Annotated in this window: 13 protein-coding genes; 8 read left to right on the top strand and 5 right to left on the bottom strand. The window is 55.3% G+C overall.

Annotated elements, in window-relative coordinates:
• Positions 1-70 precede the first annotated feature (70 nt).
• The 3 genes from B4B27_RS01930 to B4B27_RS01920 are packed head-to-tail and all read left to right on the top strand — an operon-like array spanning position 71 to position 2165.
• Positions 71-361 carry a hypothetical protein gene (locus B4B27_RS01930; RefSeq protein ID WP_173365634.1) on the top strand — a complete coding sequence of 97 codons (291 nt, stop codon included), beginning with the start codon at positions 71-73 and terminating at the stop codon, positions 359-361.
• A complete protein-coding gene (gene ybeY, locus B4B27_RS01925) occupies positions 361-837 on the top strand; it encodes an rRNA maturation RNase YbeY (protein WP_173365635.1) in 477 nt (158 codons plus the stop codon). The genes B4B27_RS01930 and ybeY overlap by 1 nt, the downstream gene beginning before the upstream one ends.
• A complete protein-coding gene (locus B4B27_RS01920) occupies positions 837-2165 on the top strand; it encodes a hemolysin family protein (RefSeq protein ID WP_290723134.1) in 1329 nt (442 codons plus the stop codon). The genes ybeY and B4B27_RS01920 overlap by 1 nt, the downstream gene beginning before the upstream one ends.
• A 1-nt stretch (position 2166) precedes the next feature.
• On the opposite strand, the gene B4B27_RS01915 is transcribed toward B4B27_RS01920, so the two are convergent.
• On the bottom strand, positions 2167-3936 hold the full coding sequence (locus tag B4B27_RS01915) for an AMP-dependent synthetase/ligase (RefSeq protein WP_173381286.1): 1770 nt from the start codon (positions 3934-3936) through the stop codon (positions 2167-2169).
• A gap of 82 nt (positions 3937-4018) precedes the next feature.
• Here B4B27_RS01915 and B4B27_RS01910 point away from each other — a divergent pair, with 82 nt between their 5' ends.
• Positions 4019-4345 carry a hypothetical protein gene (locus B4B27_RS01910; RefSeq protein ID WP_173381285.1) on the top strand — a complete coding sequence of 109 codons (327 nt, stop codon included), beginning with the start codon at positions 4019-4021 and terminating at the stop codon, positions 4343-4345.
• A 56-nt stretch (positions 4346-4401) separates the two neighbouring features.
• On the opposite strand, the gene B4B27_RS01905 is transcribed toward B4B27_RS01910, so the two are convergent.
• From B4B27_RS01905 to B4B27_RS01890, 4 genes are read right to left on the bottom strand one after another with little or no spacing between them, the layout of a single operon-like run.
• Entirely contained in the window at positions 4402-4626 is a 225-nt protein-coding gene (locus B4B27_RS01905; protein WP_290723130.1) for a hypothetical protein, read from the bottom strand.
• Between the two features lie 15 nt (positions 4627-4641).
• Positions 4642-6003, bottom strand: a complete 1362-nt coding sequence (locus B4B27_RS01900) for a hypothetical protein (RefSeq protein ID WP_290723128.1) — start codon at positions 6001-6003, stop codon at positions 4642-4644.
• Between the two features lie 23 nt (positions 6004-6026).
• Positions 6027-6581 (bottom strand): hypothetical protein, encoded by a 555-nt coding sequence (locus B4B27_RS01895; protein ID WP_290723126.1) that lies wholly within the window; start codon positions 6579-6581, stop codon positions 6027-6029.
• 12 nt (positions 6582-6593) lie between these two features.
• Positions 6594-7772 carry a hypothetical protein gene (locus B4B27_RS01890; protein ID WP_290723124.1) on the bottom strand — a complete coding sequence of 393 codons (1179 nt, stop codon included), beginning with the start codon at positions 7770-7772 and terminating at the stop codon, positions 6594-6596.
• A gap of 331 nt (positions 7773-8103) precedes the next feature.
• Between B4B27_RS01890 and B4B27_RS01885 the strand changes: the two genes are divergently transcribed.
• The 4 genes from B4B27_RS01885 to ettA all read left to right on the top strand — a co-directional run bounded on the left by B4B27_RS01885 (position 8104) and on the right by ettA (position 15046).
• On the top strand, positions 8104-10167 hold the full coding sequence (locus B4B27_RS01885; protein WP_290723122.1) for a pectate lyase family protein: 2064 nt from the start codon (positions 8104-8106) through the stop codon (positions 10165-10167).
• Positions 10168-10190: 23 nt separating this feature from the next.
• Positions 10191-11585, top strand: coding sequence for a tetratricopeptide repeat protein (locus B4B27_RS01880; RefSeq protein ID WP_290723120.1), 1395 nt, complete (start codon positions 10191-10193; stop codon positions 11583-11585).
• 159 nt (positions 11586-11744) lie between these two features.
• Positions 11745-13265 (top strand): family 16 glycosylhydrolase, encoded by a 1521-nt coding sequence (locus B4B27_RS01875; RefSeq protein ID WP_290723118.1) that lies wholly within the window; start codon positions 11745-11747, stop codon positions 13263-13265.
• A gap of 86 nt (positions 13266-13351) precedes the next feature.
• Positions 13352-15046, top strand: a complete 1695-nt coding sequence (gene ettA, locus B4B27_RS01870) for an energy-dependent translational throttle protein EttA (protein WP_173381279.1) — start codon at positions 13352-13354, stop codon at positions 15044-15046.
• The last annotated feature ends 97 nt before the right edge of the window (positions 15047-15143 follow it).

Genomic DNA, 15143 nt, shown 5'->3' with positions numbered 1-15143 from the left:
TTTGCCCGAGGTGGAAGAAAAATGTATCTTTGGTGTGAGTGTTTTGTGATTTTTTTTAGCGAGGTCCAAAATGAGCATGGAAGTTGAAGAACCGACCGTCGAAATGGTCGATGCCGAAACTGGCGAACAAGTGATCAAGGAACTGGACAAGGCCGTCCTCACCAAGGGCGCCTGGCAGACGATGATGTTCCTTTGTCAGGAAAAAAACGCGAAAACGGGCGAATTCGGGGAACCGAAGGTGTACCTCCGCCGCTACCAGAAGGCTGGTGGTGCTTTCAAGGCCCGCAGCAAGTTCAATATCAGTGGCAAGGCCCAGGCCGAAGCCATTATTGAAAATCTCAAGAAGTGGTATAACATTTAATGGCAGACCCTGCTAGTAGTAAAAAGAAATTTTACAGTATAGAGTTCCTTTGCGAAGGCGATATCGAAAGCTTTCCGTATAAGGACAAGTTCGAAAAAATGGCGCGCAAGCTCCTTGCCGAAGAAGGCAAGGAAAGGAGCGTCAATATCGTACTTTGTACGGACGAGTTTGTCCGTAACATGAACCGAGATTACCGTGGGCTCGACAAGGTGACCGATGTCCTTTCGTTCGAGTGGCACGATGACGGATTCCCGGGTGCCGAAGAAATGCTCGGCGAAATCTACATCGCGCGTGACCAGGTGAAGCGCCAGGCTCCCGAATACGGCAACACCTTCTACGCCGAAATGAAGCGCGTGATTGTCCACGGGCTTCTGCACCTTTCGGGTTACGACCACATCAAGGCTGCCGATAGAAAGGTGATGCGCAAGCGAGAATGCGAATTCCTGGGGCTCGACCCCTACAAGGAAGGTGCATAATGGAAACGTCCGAAATCCTCGCTATCGTATTCCTCTGCATCTTTGTCCTGACTTCGGCGACGTTCTCCGCGACCAAGTGCGCGTTCAGCCTCATCTTCGCAAAGCGCGATCCGCATGACCGCAGCGAGCGCGAAGAAAAAATAGCGAAGCTCGTCCGCTGGCGCGGATTCAACGAATGCGTCTCCATCGGGCGTATCTTCGGCAACGTGAGCGCGGGCGTTCTCGGGTTCTTTGTACTCGCCAATTCGCAGTGGGATTTCGTGCGCACCTATCCCTACTTGAGTGTCGCTGCGTATCTGGTATTTGCGAGTGCGGTTCTCTATACGCTTACGGTGTTCATCCCGTACCTGCTCGCCAGTCTCAAGCCCGATACGTTGTCTGTCGTCCTCGTGCCGCTGTTCAGGCTCATTCGCCTCCCGTTTGTTCCGGTGGCCAAGTTCTGCCATGTGGTGTTTGTCAAGATGCTGAACCTTCTCGGCTACGATTCCAAGCTGAACTTCTTGCCCGAAGAGATGCGCGATGCCGTGCAGGCCGACCTTTCCGATGTCAAGTCCGGCGATGCCGAGGGCCTGGAAAAAGAGGAACAGCAGATGATCCTCAATATTTTCGACTTCGTGGAAACTCCCGTGCGCGAAATCATGACCCCGCGTGTGGAAATGTGCGCTATCGACGTGGATACGCCGCTCGAGGATTTGGTGAAGGTGCTGAACAACGAACGCCATTCGCGCTTGCCGGTCTACAAGGATACGATGGACAACATCGTGGGAATCCTCTCGAACCGGGACTTCCTGGAATGGTATACCGAACATGGCGATGAACCTTTCGACATCATGAAGATAGTGATGCCGCCGGTATTCGTGCCCTACCACAAGAAGATTGACGATCTTTTGACCGAACTGCGCAAGACGGGTAACCAGCTTGCCATCGTGATCGACGAATACGGCGGAACCGCGGGCCTCGTGACGCTTGAGGATATCCTCGAAGAAATCGTCGGCGAAATCAAGGACGAGGACGATGCCGACGAGGAAGACGACGTGCAGAAACTGAAGGACGGCCGCTACATCCTCGACCCGCTCATGACGCTTTCGGATTTGGAAGAGGAACTGGGCGTCGAACTTGAGGCTCCCGAGAATTCCCATGTGGAAACCCTCTCCGGACTCATCCAGGCGACTCTCGGCGTGATTCCCTCCCCGGGTGCCGAAATCAAGGTCAAGGGCTACACCTTCCGCGTCCTCAAGATGGACGGCACTCGCATGGAAAAGGTCATGATGATTTTGCCGCCGGGCGAAACGACACCGACGGGAAGCTTCAAGGCTATCGCCAAGTAGTTTATTTGTACATCGCTTCGATCTTGTCGGCGTACATGGCTTCCGCGACCTTGCGCCGGATTTTCAGCGTAGGCGTGAGAAGTCCCGATTCGGTGGTGAGTTCGTCGCCGACGAGCGTCCACTTGCGGATTTGTTCCCAGTGGTTCAGCTTCTTGTTGACGCGCGTGATGTGGCGGTTGATTGCCTCGCGCACGCGCCCGGACTGAAGCGCCTTCTCGATGCTGAATTCTTCTTTCTGGAACTTGAGGAGCCTGCGTGCGCCTTCGGGGTTCAGCCAGATGACCGCGGAGGTGAACTTCCGATCGTTCGCGATGACGAGCGCCTGCTCGATGACGGGGTGGCGGCAGATTTCGAGTTCGATGGGACTCGGGCACACGTACTTGCCGGTACTCGTCTTGAGGAGTTCCTTGATACGCCCGGTGAAGTTCAAGAAATCGTCGGAGTCGAAGAATCCCTGGTCGCCCGTCTTGAAGAAACCGTCTTCGGTAAAAGCCCTGCTGTTGGCCTCGGGATCGTTGTGGTAGCCGCGGAACACGCTTTCGCCCTTCACGAGGATTTCGCTGTTGTCGCCGATCTTTACCTGGAGGTGGGCGAGCGGCTTGCCTATGGTCCCGGGCTTCGAGGAATTGGGGCTGTTCGCGGTGACGACCGGACTGCATTCCGTCATGCCGTAACCTTCGAATACGGGAAGCCCGATGTTCAGGAGGAACCGGAGGATAGACTTGTTCAAGGCGCAGCTGCCGCTCACGATGAGCTTGAACCTTCCGCCGAGAGCTTCCCGCATCTTGCGGTAGACGAGGCGGTCGTAGATGCGCTGCATGGGCGAACGCCTCTTTCCGGGCTCGCTTATCTTTGCAAGCTTGATGGCGTTCTGGATGAGCAGCCGCTTGGGGCCTCTCGCCTTGTCGCCGATGATGGTTATGCTTTCGTAGAGGCGCTCGAGGATGCGCGGGACGACGATCATCACGGTGGGGCGGACCTCGGTCAGCATGGTCGCCACGTTTTTCGGGGTGTCGCCGAAGTAGATGCGCACTCCGTTCAGCGTGTAGAAGTAGACCGCCATGCGCTCGAACACATGCGCGACCGGCAATATCGTGAGGCAGCAGTCCTCTTTCCGGTTCATGTGGTAGAGCTCGAGGAGGTTCTGGATTTGCACTAGCATGTTCCTGTGCGTGAGCTCCACGCCCTTCGGGGCTCCCATGGAACCGCTCGTGTAGATGATGCTGAAAAGGTCGTCGGGGCGTATCGATTGGATCTGGTCGTCTACCCAGCTGAAATACCGGTTCGTTTCTGCGAGCTCCTTGCCCTCGTCGATGAGGGTGTTCCAGTAGATGGCGTTTTCGGGGAGCTCGGAATTGGAATCGATGCAGATGACCAGCTTGAACTGCGGAAGGAATTCCTTGAGCGGAGCTTCCAGCTCGGAGACGGAATTCACGAACAGGATCTGGACGTTGGAATCCTCGCACTGGAACTTGAAATTTTCTGAAGAGATGTTCGGGAACAGGGGGGCCACCTGCGCATGGTTGATTTGCGTCGCGATATCCGCGATGAACCATTCGGGGGAACTCGGCGCGATGATGCCGACACTTTCGCGGGGCTTGAGTCCGCGGCTGTTCAGGGCGATGGATAGGTAGATGGAACTGTCGCGAAGGAATTCGCGCGAGTAGTGCAGCCATTGGCCTTCGACCCGCTTGTACCACCCGCCAAAGTCATTGCGGGAGCAGTTGGCAAAGAACATAGACACAAGCGAGGTAAACTGTAACGGTTCCATGCCCTTAAAATACTATTCTTATTACGAAATTTCATGTTTTTTTTGAAATATTTTGATTATTTTGCACAAAAAAGGATTCGCCATGCTCAAGAAACTCTCCGACTACGAAAAATCGCTCCAGGACCTTGTCACAGAAGGTACCCCGCTGACGGAAGCGCAGCTGCTGTCGGTACGTACGCATATCGGATTCTTCCAGCACGAGAGGCTTGCGCATGAAATTGTCCTGGTGCTGTTTGCGCTGTTGACGGTCGGCGGTTTCTTTTTCTTCGTCTCTAACCCCACACTTGCCGTGTTTTGCCTCGACGTGATGTTCCTTGTGCTTCTCGTGCCCTACATAAGGCATTACTTCGGACTCGAGAACGGGGTGCAGAGGCTTTACGACCTGTACGCCCAGCTTGAAAAACTATAAAAAACGCGCCCTTTCGGGCGCGTGGCAAACTGTGCTTGCCGTAGGGTTATAATAAATTAATCCTTCTCGCAGCCGAGATCATCGCACTTGTACGTGGTTCCGTCGTCACACTTGATGGTGGTGTACGAGGCGGTGACCGTAATGGCGGTGGGGTTGGGACAGATGTCGTTCGCAATTTTACCCATGCGCGGGGAGGTTATCGTGCTGTCGTCTGCGGCGGAGCATGCAGAAAGGACGACTGCTGCTAAGGACGCAAGAAGAATGGCAAATGTTTTTTTCATGATGATGCCTCCCTGTTAGAAGTAGATGAACCCGCCGAAGTTGGCAATGAAGTTGAAGTTTTCATCCGCGAACCCGCCGAACGGATTCGAGTAGAACGTATTGGCGATGGAGGCTTCCACGGCGAAGTTGCTGTATTGGAAGCGGGCTCCGATATCCACGTTCGTCGTTCCCGTGCGCATGCTGATGCTTGTCGTGTTGTTCTTCACGATGTCGAGTTCGTCGTTGTAGTCGGTGATGAACTCTTCGTCTTCCATGGCGAATACGGTCCAGTTGAAGTTCGCGCCTGCAAATACCTTCCAGCAGTTGCCGAGCCTAAGTTCGGCAAAGATGTTGGGTACGGCGTAGATTCCCATGGTGAAGTAGGAATCCTTGTTCTTGTTCGTTTCGTCTTCGAATTCATCGTAGAAGACGAAGGGCGCGCGGGCGTAGATGCCGAGAAGCACCCTGGCGAACTTGTTCTGGAGGATGCTTGCGCCGATGTTGATGGACGGCTGGATGTAGATGTTCGCGTCTTCCCCGGTCGTTTCGGTGGTGGACGTGGAGTTGCCGTTCTTCGCTTCCCTTTCGTAGGCGCTTTCGTGGCGAGTGAAGTTCACGCCCGCGTTCCAGAAGATGCCCTTGGCGGAGGGGTCGTTGCTCACGAACACGTTTCCGCCGATATCCCAGTAGTCGCGGTCGATGTCGGTCGATCTCTTGGTGTCGGCGTCCTTGTATTCTTCGCTAGTGGACGTTTCGTTCTGGTAGGTGAGCCAGAAGACGGATGCGTTCAGGTCGATGGCGCCGAGGAGCATGGCGAAGCGGAGGCGGAGGATGTCACCCGCGTTGACCGTGTAGGTGTCCTCGGTTTCCATTTCGTAGGCGTCCTTGCTCTTGGTAAAGGTAATCTGCTTGCTCAGGGCGTAGCTCAAGGAGATACCCATCATGCCGTTGGCGATACCCGCGGTGGCAAGGCCCAGCCCCTGTTCCATATCGAACGAGAGGAACTTGGTGTTGCCGTTGCCAAAGGCGACTGCGCTGAAGTTGCTCGTGGGTTCCATATAGACAAGCTTGGCGCCGGCCATCTTGTAGGGCTTGTTCAGGTTGTCACGGATTGTCGCGTCTGCGGCCTGGTTGCCGACCCTGTTGTAAGCGATGCCGTGGATACGGTTTGCCTTCGGAGTTTCCGTGGTGGAATCGGTCGCCTGTGCGGTGGTAGGCGCAGTGGCTGCCGGAGCCGGGGCGGCGGGAGCGGGGGCGGGAGCGGGGGCTGGTGCGGGCGCCGGAGCTTCCACGGCAGGTTCTGCCTGCGGGGCTGCGCTTGTGTCTTCGCTGGAATCCTGAGCCATGGCGGTTGCGAAGGCGACTGCCGCAGTCAAGGTAATCAGTTTGATATTCATTGCTTGTCCTTTGTTATTGTTTCTTAAACTTTTTCGCTGCTAGAAGAGTTTCCCACGTCGTCCGACGAACTGGAGGTCTCCTCGTTTGATGTCGAGGATGACGGCTCCGCCGAACTGCTGGAACCCGGATCCTCTTCGCTTGATGAACTTTCTTCTCCGGCTTCGCTGGAGCTCGATTCTTCATCGGCGCTGGAAGAACTTTCCTCGTTATCTTCGCTGGAACTCGATTCCTCTTCGGCGCTGGAAGAGCTTTCTTCGTCGTCTTCGCTGGAGCTCGATTCTTCTTCGGCGCTGGAGGAACTTTCCTCGTCGTCTTCGCTGGAACTCGATGCTACGGAAGAACTCGACCTTGCGGAGCTGCTGGAAATTTCGTCGTCTTCACTGGACGAGGACTTTGCGCTGGAAGAACTCTCGATGGCCTTGCTGCTGCTGGAGGCCTTCTTCGAGCTGCTGGAATAGACGTATGCGCTGTCATGCGGGGTGGAACTGTTGTGCGGCCCTGTGATGGCGGAGTCCGAGGTGCACGCGACAATAAGGGCTAGAATCAAGAGCAGAGAAAGGAATAGCGTCTTTTTCATGTTTTCTCCCGATTAAAATTCGACAATCCCGGTAAAGTTGTACAGGACGTTGTTGCCGCTGAAGCCCCTGAAGGGGTTGCTGAATAAATTGGAGGCGACTCCCGCTTCAAGAGTCAGCTTCTTGTACTTGAAAAGGAGTCCCGTGCTCACGTCGACTGCACCGGTATTGGTGGAGAATCGCGTAAATTTGTTCTTCGTTTCGTTTTCGTCTTTCCAGTATTCGATGTAGTCTTCGTGGTTGCCGGAGGTGGTCCAGGTGTAGCTTGCCGCACCCCAGAACATCCAGTTCTCGTTGAATGCGTATTCGGCGAGTATGTTGGGAGTGAGAATGAGCGATCCGGTTACGTAGAAGTCCTTGCGATGGCTGTCCTTGTCTTCGACCTGGTCGTAGAGGGTGGCGTAGAGGCGGGCGCTGTTGCCGACATGGAGACGCGCGTTCTTCGATTTCAGGACGATGCTGCTGAAGTTGTAGAAGAGGTTCGCATAGATGTAGCTGTCCTGTGCGTTGGTCTGGTTGTGGTAGTTGTCGTCGGGGTCGATTGTGCTTTTGTAGGTCGTCTCCCTTGTCCTGTTGTTGCGGGTTGCGCCTATGCCGGAGCTCCAGAAAAAGTTTTTGGCGGAAGGCCGGTTTGTGAGGCTCAGCGAGCCGGAAATTTCGTAGTTGTTTCTGTGGTAATCCAGGTTGTTCTTGCCTTCGCTGTCGGTGTACTCATTTATGGCAACGGAATCGACGCCTTGCGTGAATCTCAAGAACGCCAAGAAGTCGACTGATTGCAGGGGCATGGAGAAACGGAGGGAGAGCGCGTTCTTGCTGACGATTTCTGTGGATTCGTCCTTGTGGTAGGCGTCCTTTTCGCTGGAAAGGTCCACTTTTTCGTCGATGATGAGCCCAAAGCCCAGACCGAAGGTCTTTGTAGCGATGCCGAACATGGCCTCTCTGCCCTGGAGGGCGATATAGGAGGTGTGGCTGCCGGAGGCGTAGCTTGCGATGCCGCCGGTGTTCACGTTGAGGTTGATGGAGGCGAGGTTGTGCCCGAACATGAGGTGCGGGGTGTAGAGGTTTCTTAGTGTGGAAGGGGCTTCACTCGGCGCATTTACGGAATAGTAGTAGGCGCTTCCGTGAAGAATATCGAAATTGGCTGTGTCCGGTGCGTTTTCTGCAAATGTTGTTGCAAAAAGTAGGGACAACATTGTCAAAAGTAATCTAGACTTCATCTTTTTTCCGAATTGATTTTCTACAAGAATAAAAAAATAGGCGTGAAAAAGGGGGCGACTTCCGGAATAAGCGTTGTTTTTTGTTGGCTTTTGTATCATGACTTTCCGTGTTTTTTGTAATATTCTACGCAAAATCTGCGTTGAAAATGGTGTTTTTATAAAAATTTGAGAACGTAATTTTGTAAAATTACCTAAAAATAGAGAAAATAATTGCAAGTTGAGTTGAAATTGAATTATATTTTTGAGAAACAATTTGAGAACAAATAGCGGAATGTCTTCGCGGTGTTCCCGAAAAAGGGATGGATGTATGAAATGTTTGGTTATGGCTATTTCTTGCCTCGGTTTGGTGGCCGTGGCGGGTGCCCAGGTGACCCTCGGCGATGCCGGTGGCTGGCTCGAATCTGCCTATGCCCAGTGGGCTTCGGACGGCTCCGACAGTTACAACGTGTATTACTCGGGTAATGGCAAGAGCAATGTTAAGGTCGATGCGGAACTTGTCCGCAAGTACGGCTCTACCTGGCGCGTAGACGTTCCGGGGCTCAAGGCGGGCGACTACACGCTCAAGATTGTGGGCGTGAAGGGCGGCAAGGAAGGCGCTTCTGCCACTACAAAGACGCTTTCGGTAAAGGCGCACGACCGCAGCGGTTTTGCTTTTGCTAACGGGCGCGTTCCCGGTGCGTACAAGGCCGACGGCACGCTCAAGGATGGCGCCGTGGTGCTCTACATTACCGAAAGCACCAAGAATACCGTGACGATGGACGTGGCTACAAGTTCAAAGGGTACAAAGACAACTTGCAAGAGCTTCCAGGGCATATTGAACTGCTACAAGAAGGGCTACGAGACGACTCCGCTCGACCTGCGCCTTGTCGGCAACGTGACGGATTCCGACTCGCTTGTGCAGGGCGACATGGTGATTGACCTCGGCAAGTCTGAAACCTCCTATGTGACGGTGGAAGGTGTCGGGCCCGATGCTACGGTGAACGGCTGGGGAATTCGCGTCAAGAACGCGCAGAACGTGGAAATCCGTAATCTCGGAATCATGAACGTGAACAGCGATGAAGGCGACAACGTTGGCCTGCAGCAGAACAACCAGTACGTGTGGGTGCACAACTGCGACTTCTTCTACGGCGATGCGGGCAGCGACAAGGACCAGGTGAAGGGCGATGGCGCGCTTGACTGCAAACTTTCCACGTACATTACGTTCAGCTATAACCATTTCTGGGACAACGGCAAGTCGAACCTGCTCGGGCTTAAGGAAGGTACGAACGATGGCTACTACATCACGTATCACCACAACTGGTACGACCATTCCGACAGCCGCCACCCGCGCGTGCGCTACTACAGCGCGCATGTGTACAACAACTACTACGACGGCAATGCCAAATACGGTGCGGGCTCTACGCTGGGTTCCTCGGTGTTCATGGAAAACAACTACTTCCGCAATTGCAAGTACCCGATGCTCACTTCGATGCAGGGGACTGACGTGTATGCGAGCGGCACCAAGCGCGACCCGACGAACAACGGCACGTTCAGCAAGGAAGCGGGCGGTACCATCAAGGCTTACGGCAATTACATGGAGGGCTCCTACACGTTCATCCCGTATGGCGCGACCTCGTACAAGGTGAAGGGTGTGGAAACGACGGCGGCGAGCCAGGGAATCAATACCTCCGAGGATTTCGATGCGTATGTCGTGGATAGCCGCAGCGCGAAGGTGCCTTCTACGGTCAAGTCGTACGATGGTGGAAATACCTACAACAACTTCGATACCGACAATTCCGTGATGTACAGCTACAAGGCGGACGATGCCGTAACGGCTAGGGACAACGTTGTCCGGTATGCGGGCCGCGTGCAGGGCGGCGATTTTAAGTGGACTTTCGACAATTCTGTTGATGATGCTTCTTCTGATGTGAACCAGCCGCTCAAGGATGCGCTTGTGGCGTACAAGGGCTGGAACGGGAATGTTGTGCCGGTTGAATCGTCATCCTCGACTCCCGCTTCTTCGTCATCCTCGGCTCCGGTCGAGGATCTGTCCAGCAGTTCCGAGAAGTCGAGTTCCTCGTCCGAGAAATCTTCTTCGTCCGAAAAAGCGGAAAGCTCGTCGAGTGCGGAATCCTCGGATGGTACGGACGCTCTCGTGGTCTCGAAATCCCTGCATGGTGAGCCCATGCGCTACATCGCCCGCGAATCCCGCCTGGAAGTCTATGCGGCGGGCCCGTCCCGTGTAGATGTCTTGCAGATGGACGGCACGAAGGTGCTCTCCAGCGCCTCCCGCGTGGTCGACCTTTCGGGCCTGCGTGCGGGAGTGTATGTGGTACGGCTTACGATGGCGGGCTCTGTGCGTCAAATGAAGATTTTCAAGTCTGCCCCGTAGTGGATTTTTATTAAATTTTATGCATGAATATTCGTGTATCTGCTGTCATGCTGGCGCTCGCGTTTGGCGCCGCCTTTGCCGCTGACCCCCGCATAGAACAGGGGGCAATTTTCGAGGCGAAGGGTGAATACGAAATGGCTCTCGGTGAATACAGGGCGATCCTTGCGGAACAGCCCCAGAATTCCGAGGCCTACTTCCTTGCTGCGGAAGTCTACGTCAAGACGAAGAACTATAGCCGTGCGCTTGCCAACTACCGCCTCGCGTACAAGTTTGCGCCCACGATGAGCAAGGCCTACGAGGGAGCCGCGAAAGTCTACGAACTCATGGGGCAGAAGGCGAAGGCCGACGAGGAGCGCCTGAAGGACCCGAAGAACAGGCCTGTGGAAGAAGCGCCTGTGCAGCAGGCGGAAGCTCCTGCAGCGCCCGCCGAACCGGTTGCGGAGGCGAAACCCGCCGAACCGAAACCTGCCCCGGTCGAGACCAAGGCTCCCGAAACGAAGGCCGCCGAGCCGGTGAAAACGGCTGAGCCCGTGAAACCGGCCGAATCTGTAAAGGCCGCCGAACCGGCAAAGGCCACTCCTGAGGCCAAACCGGTGGAACCCGCGAAGGCCGAGGCTGCGATGCCGACCGACCCGTTCGAGAAGGGCAAGGTCCTGCTCGCTGCCGGGAAATACAGCGAGGCGGCTCCGCTCTGGCGCGAAGTGCTCGCCAAGAAGCCGGGCGATAAGGGCGCCTATTTCTATGCCGGTGTCACGCGCTACTACATGGGCGAATACGACAAGGCCGAAATCAACCTGAAGAAGGGTATCGAGTACAAGGAAGAGGGCAACGACGCCAACTACTACCTTGCGCTTGTCTACCAGAAGACCAAGCGTGGCGACCTCGAAAAGAAATCCCTGGCGGCGTACCTGAAGAAAGCCGCTCCCGATGCGAAGTTCCGCCGCCCTGCCGAGGACCGACTTGCCGAGATGAAGGCTGTCGCCGATTCGCTGAAGGTTGCGGAAGCCGAGAAGAAGGATTCCATTGCGAAGGCTGGTGCCGTGGAACCCGTGGCCGCCGCACCTGCCGCGGCCCCCGCGACGGCATCCGCCCCCGAGGCTTCTACGGCGCCCGCGTCCGACGGTAATTCCATCGCGAATGCGAACTTGCTCTTCAAGGCGGGTAGTTTCGAAGCGGCTCTCCAGATGTACAAGGCTCTGCTCAATACGGAAATTTCTCCGGATGAACGCTACTTCGCCATGCTCCAGATGGGCAATATCTACCGCGAACTGCGCGACTTCAACAGTGCGGCGCAGCGCTACCGCGACGTCGTGCAGCAGTTCCCGGATTCCGACTGGGCTACCGAGGCCGAACGCGCGCTCGAAGATGCCGTGTGGCTCCAGAAGCATGCGTCCGAGCTCCCGCGCCGCATGCGATAAACGTTTGTAAAATTTTTCTAGAAAATGCCCCGAAATCGGGGCGTTTTTGCGTTTGTGCGGGGGCTCTCTATTGCGTTTTTGTACAAAAGAGTATAGATTAAGCGAGGTAATAAAAGGTGGGATGTCGGAAATAAACTTTGGATGAGGTTGGTTTAGGATATGAAAAGAAAATTCCTGGTTCTCGCGGGTGCGGTTGCAGTAACGCTTGCCTTTGCTGACCCGCCGGCGAATTTCAGTGGCTGGGAGAAGGTGTTCGAGGACAACTTCGACGGTACTTCTCTCGACAAGAAGAAATGGAACCCCACGTACAACTGGGGCCCGACGCACAACCATCGCGCCTACTGCGCCGAAGAGAACGTGATTGTCTCCGATGGTACGCTCAAGCTGAAGGGCGAAAAGAAAGTTCACCCTAATGCCAACGGAAAAAAGGCGAAGTTCAACAACAAGGAAATTCCGGTCGACTACACCTCGGGCGCTATCGATACTAAGGGTCACTTCGAAGTCAAGTACGGCTACATCGAAGGCCGCTTCAAGGCCCCGTGGCAGAAGGGAACGTGGCCCGCGTTCTGGACCCTGCAGGACGGTTGGCCTCCGGAAATCGACATTCTCGAAATTCCTGCGTCGCGCAAGCAGCACCACTACTACCTGCACTACACCGACCCGAGCTGGTATAGCAGTCACGGCTCTGCATGGGATCACGAGGCGTCCTTCGGCGGGCACAAGGACGATGACGTGGACCGTTCTGCGGGATTCCACAACTATGCCGTGGAATGGGACGAGTCGACACTCAGTTTTTACTTTGACGACAAGCGGTTTGCAAGTTACACGCGCCCGACAGAAATCAAGCAGCTCGCGGCGCAGTACATCATCGTGAACCTCGCCATCGGTGGCTGGGCGGGTGACGACATCGAGATTACCTCCGACAAGCCCGCGTATTTCGAGGCGGACTGGGTGCGCGTGTGGCAGGCCAAGCCCGCGAAACCCGATACGGTGCGCATCATGTCAATGAATTTTGGTACCTGCATGGTCCGTACATCCGAAGACAAGCTTGCGCTGGGTGATTGCAATGGCGAGAATGCTGTTGCGACGGTTACGCCGCTATCTTCGACGACGTTCCGCATCAACTTCGGCGACATTTCTCTCGATACCCCGAACGAATCTACGGATGCGGGCATCACGATGGGTCTTTACAAGTGGAATGGGGGCGCCCACCAGAAGGTGGTGATGGAAAAGCAGTCCGGTTACGAGGGCTCCGTGGTGCGCATGAAAATGCAGCACAGCAACATGTACCTGCGCGCGACGACGGACGGCGAGCGCGTGGTGCAGAGCTGGGCCGACGACTGGGAATGGAACCAGATGTGGCGCCTGGTGGGCAAGGACGACAAGATTCCGACGAAGGAAGATACGGCGAAAACCGACACGGGTACGACTGCGCTGGGTGATTTCGCAAGCGTGTACGGAACTTCGGTCCATTACGCCGACAGCCATCTGTTTGTAGAACTCGGAAGCACGTTTATTGATGGTGCGACGGTGCGCATCCTTGACCTGCAGGGGCGCGAGGTCATGCGTAGGCAGGCGGTGCGCTCGGCGGTTTTCGATGTGCAGGGCCTTGCCCCGGGAATCTACCATGTAGTTGCCCGCAATGGAAACCGCACCGATATTGTCCGGTTCAAAAAGTAAAGAACGGCGTTGCGTGAAAAAGCTATATTGAAAAAATATAGCGTATCACCTTGGACGTAGAGTCCATAAACAAACTGGAACCTTTTATGGCCGAACAGAATAAAGCAGAAAAATTCGTTTTCTACATGTACAAGATGACCAAGTCGTACCCGCCTAACAAGGAGGTGCTGAAGGATATTTCACTCAGTTTCTACTACGGCGCAAAGATTGGCATCATCGGCCAGAACGGTGCCGGTAAGTCGACGCTCCTCCGCATTATGGCGGGCATCGACAAGGAATTCCAGGGTGAAGCCTGGATTGAACCGGGCCGTACCGCAGGCTACCTGCCGCAGGAACCGCAGCTGGACCCGAACCTCACCGTCAAGGAAAACGTGATGCAGGCCGTGGCCAAGAAGCAGGCCGTGCTCGATCGCTTCAACGAGATTTCCATGAAGTTCGCCGAACCCATGGAAGACGACGAGATGAACAAGCTCCTCGACGAACAGGCGAAGCTTCAGGACATCATCGACGCGCAGGATTTGTGGAGCCTCGACCGCAATATCGAAATTGCGATGGACGCTCTCCGTTGCCCGCCGGGTGACTGGCCGGTGACGAACCTCTCTGGTGGTGAAAAACGCCGCGTGGCCCTTTGCCGCTTGCTCCTCGAAGAACCGGATTTGCTGCTCCTTGACGAACCGACGAACCACCTGGATGCCGAAACGGTTGCTTGGCTCGAACGCCACCTCCGCGAATACAAGGGCTCCGTGATTCTCGTGACCCATGACCGTTACTTCCTCGACAACGTAACGAACTGGATTCTGGAAATCGACCGCGGCCGCGGCATTCCCTGGGAAGGCAATTACGCTCAGTGGCTCGACCAGAAGCTGGAACGCCTCCGTGGCGAGGAGAAGGGCGAATCCGACAGGCAGAAACGTTTGGCCCGCGAACAGGAATGGGTCAAGCAGAGCCCGAAGGCACGCCAGGCCAAGAGCAAGGCCCGTCTCAAGGCTTACGAGGAATTGCTCGCCGAAGATTCACGCGAGCAGATCAAGGTGGCGCAGATCCACATTGCGAACGGCAAACGCTTGGGCGATATCGTTATCCAGGCGGAACACTTGCAGAAGGCCTTTGGCGACAAGGTGCTGTTCGACGACTTGAACTTCAACCTGCCGCGCTCCGGCATCGTGGGCATTATCGGCCCGAACGGTGCGGGTAAGACAACGTTGTTCAAGATGATTATGGGCCAGGAAAAGCCCGATGGCGGTACGCTCAAGATTGGCGAGACTGTGGAAATCATCAGCATGGAACAGGGCCGCGATAGCCTCGATGACAGCAAGACCGTGTGGGAAGAAATCACCGGCGGTAACGACGAGATTATGGTGGGTGACCGCAAGATGAACGGCCGCGCCTACTGCGGACTCTTCAACTTTACCGGTGCTGCCCAGCAGAAGAAACTCACGACGCTTTCGGGCGGTGAGCGCAATCGCGTGCTCATGGCGAAGAACCTGCAGAAGCCGGGTAACCTCTTGTTCCTTGACGAACCGACGAACGACTTGGATATCGAAACGTTGCAGGCTCTGGAACAGGCAATCCTCAAGTTCGCAGGCTGTGCCGTGATTATTTCGCATGACCGCTGGTTCCTGGACCGTATCGCCACGCACATCCTCGCTTATGAAGGCGATTCCAAGGTGGTGTGGTTCGAAGGCAACTGGAGTGAATACGAAGCCGACCGTCGCAAGCGCCTCGGCGAAGATGCCGACAACCCGAAGCCCATCAGGTACAAGACGCTCACGAGACAGTAATAAAAGAGGCGGCCGTTGAGCCGCCATTTTTGCTCATTTCATATAAGTGAAGATAATTAATTTTACTTTGCGTCTTTCTTTTTTACATGCAGTGCGT

Source organism: Fibrobacter sp. UBA2449, assembly GCF_002342555.1.
Lineage (GTDB): Bacteria > Fibrobacterota > Fibrobacteria > Fibrobacterales > Fibrobacteraceae > Fibrobacter.
The sequence above is the reverse complement of the archived record's forward strand: the minus strand, read 5'-3'. Positions and strand labels throughout refer to the sequence as shown.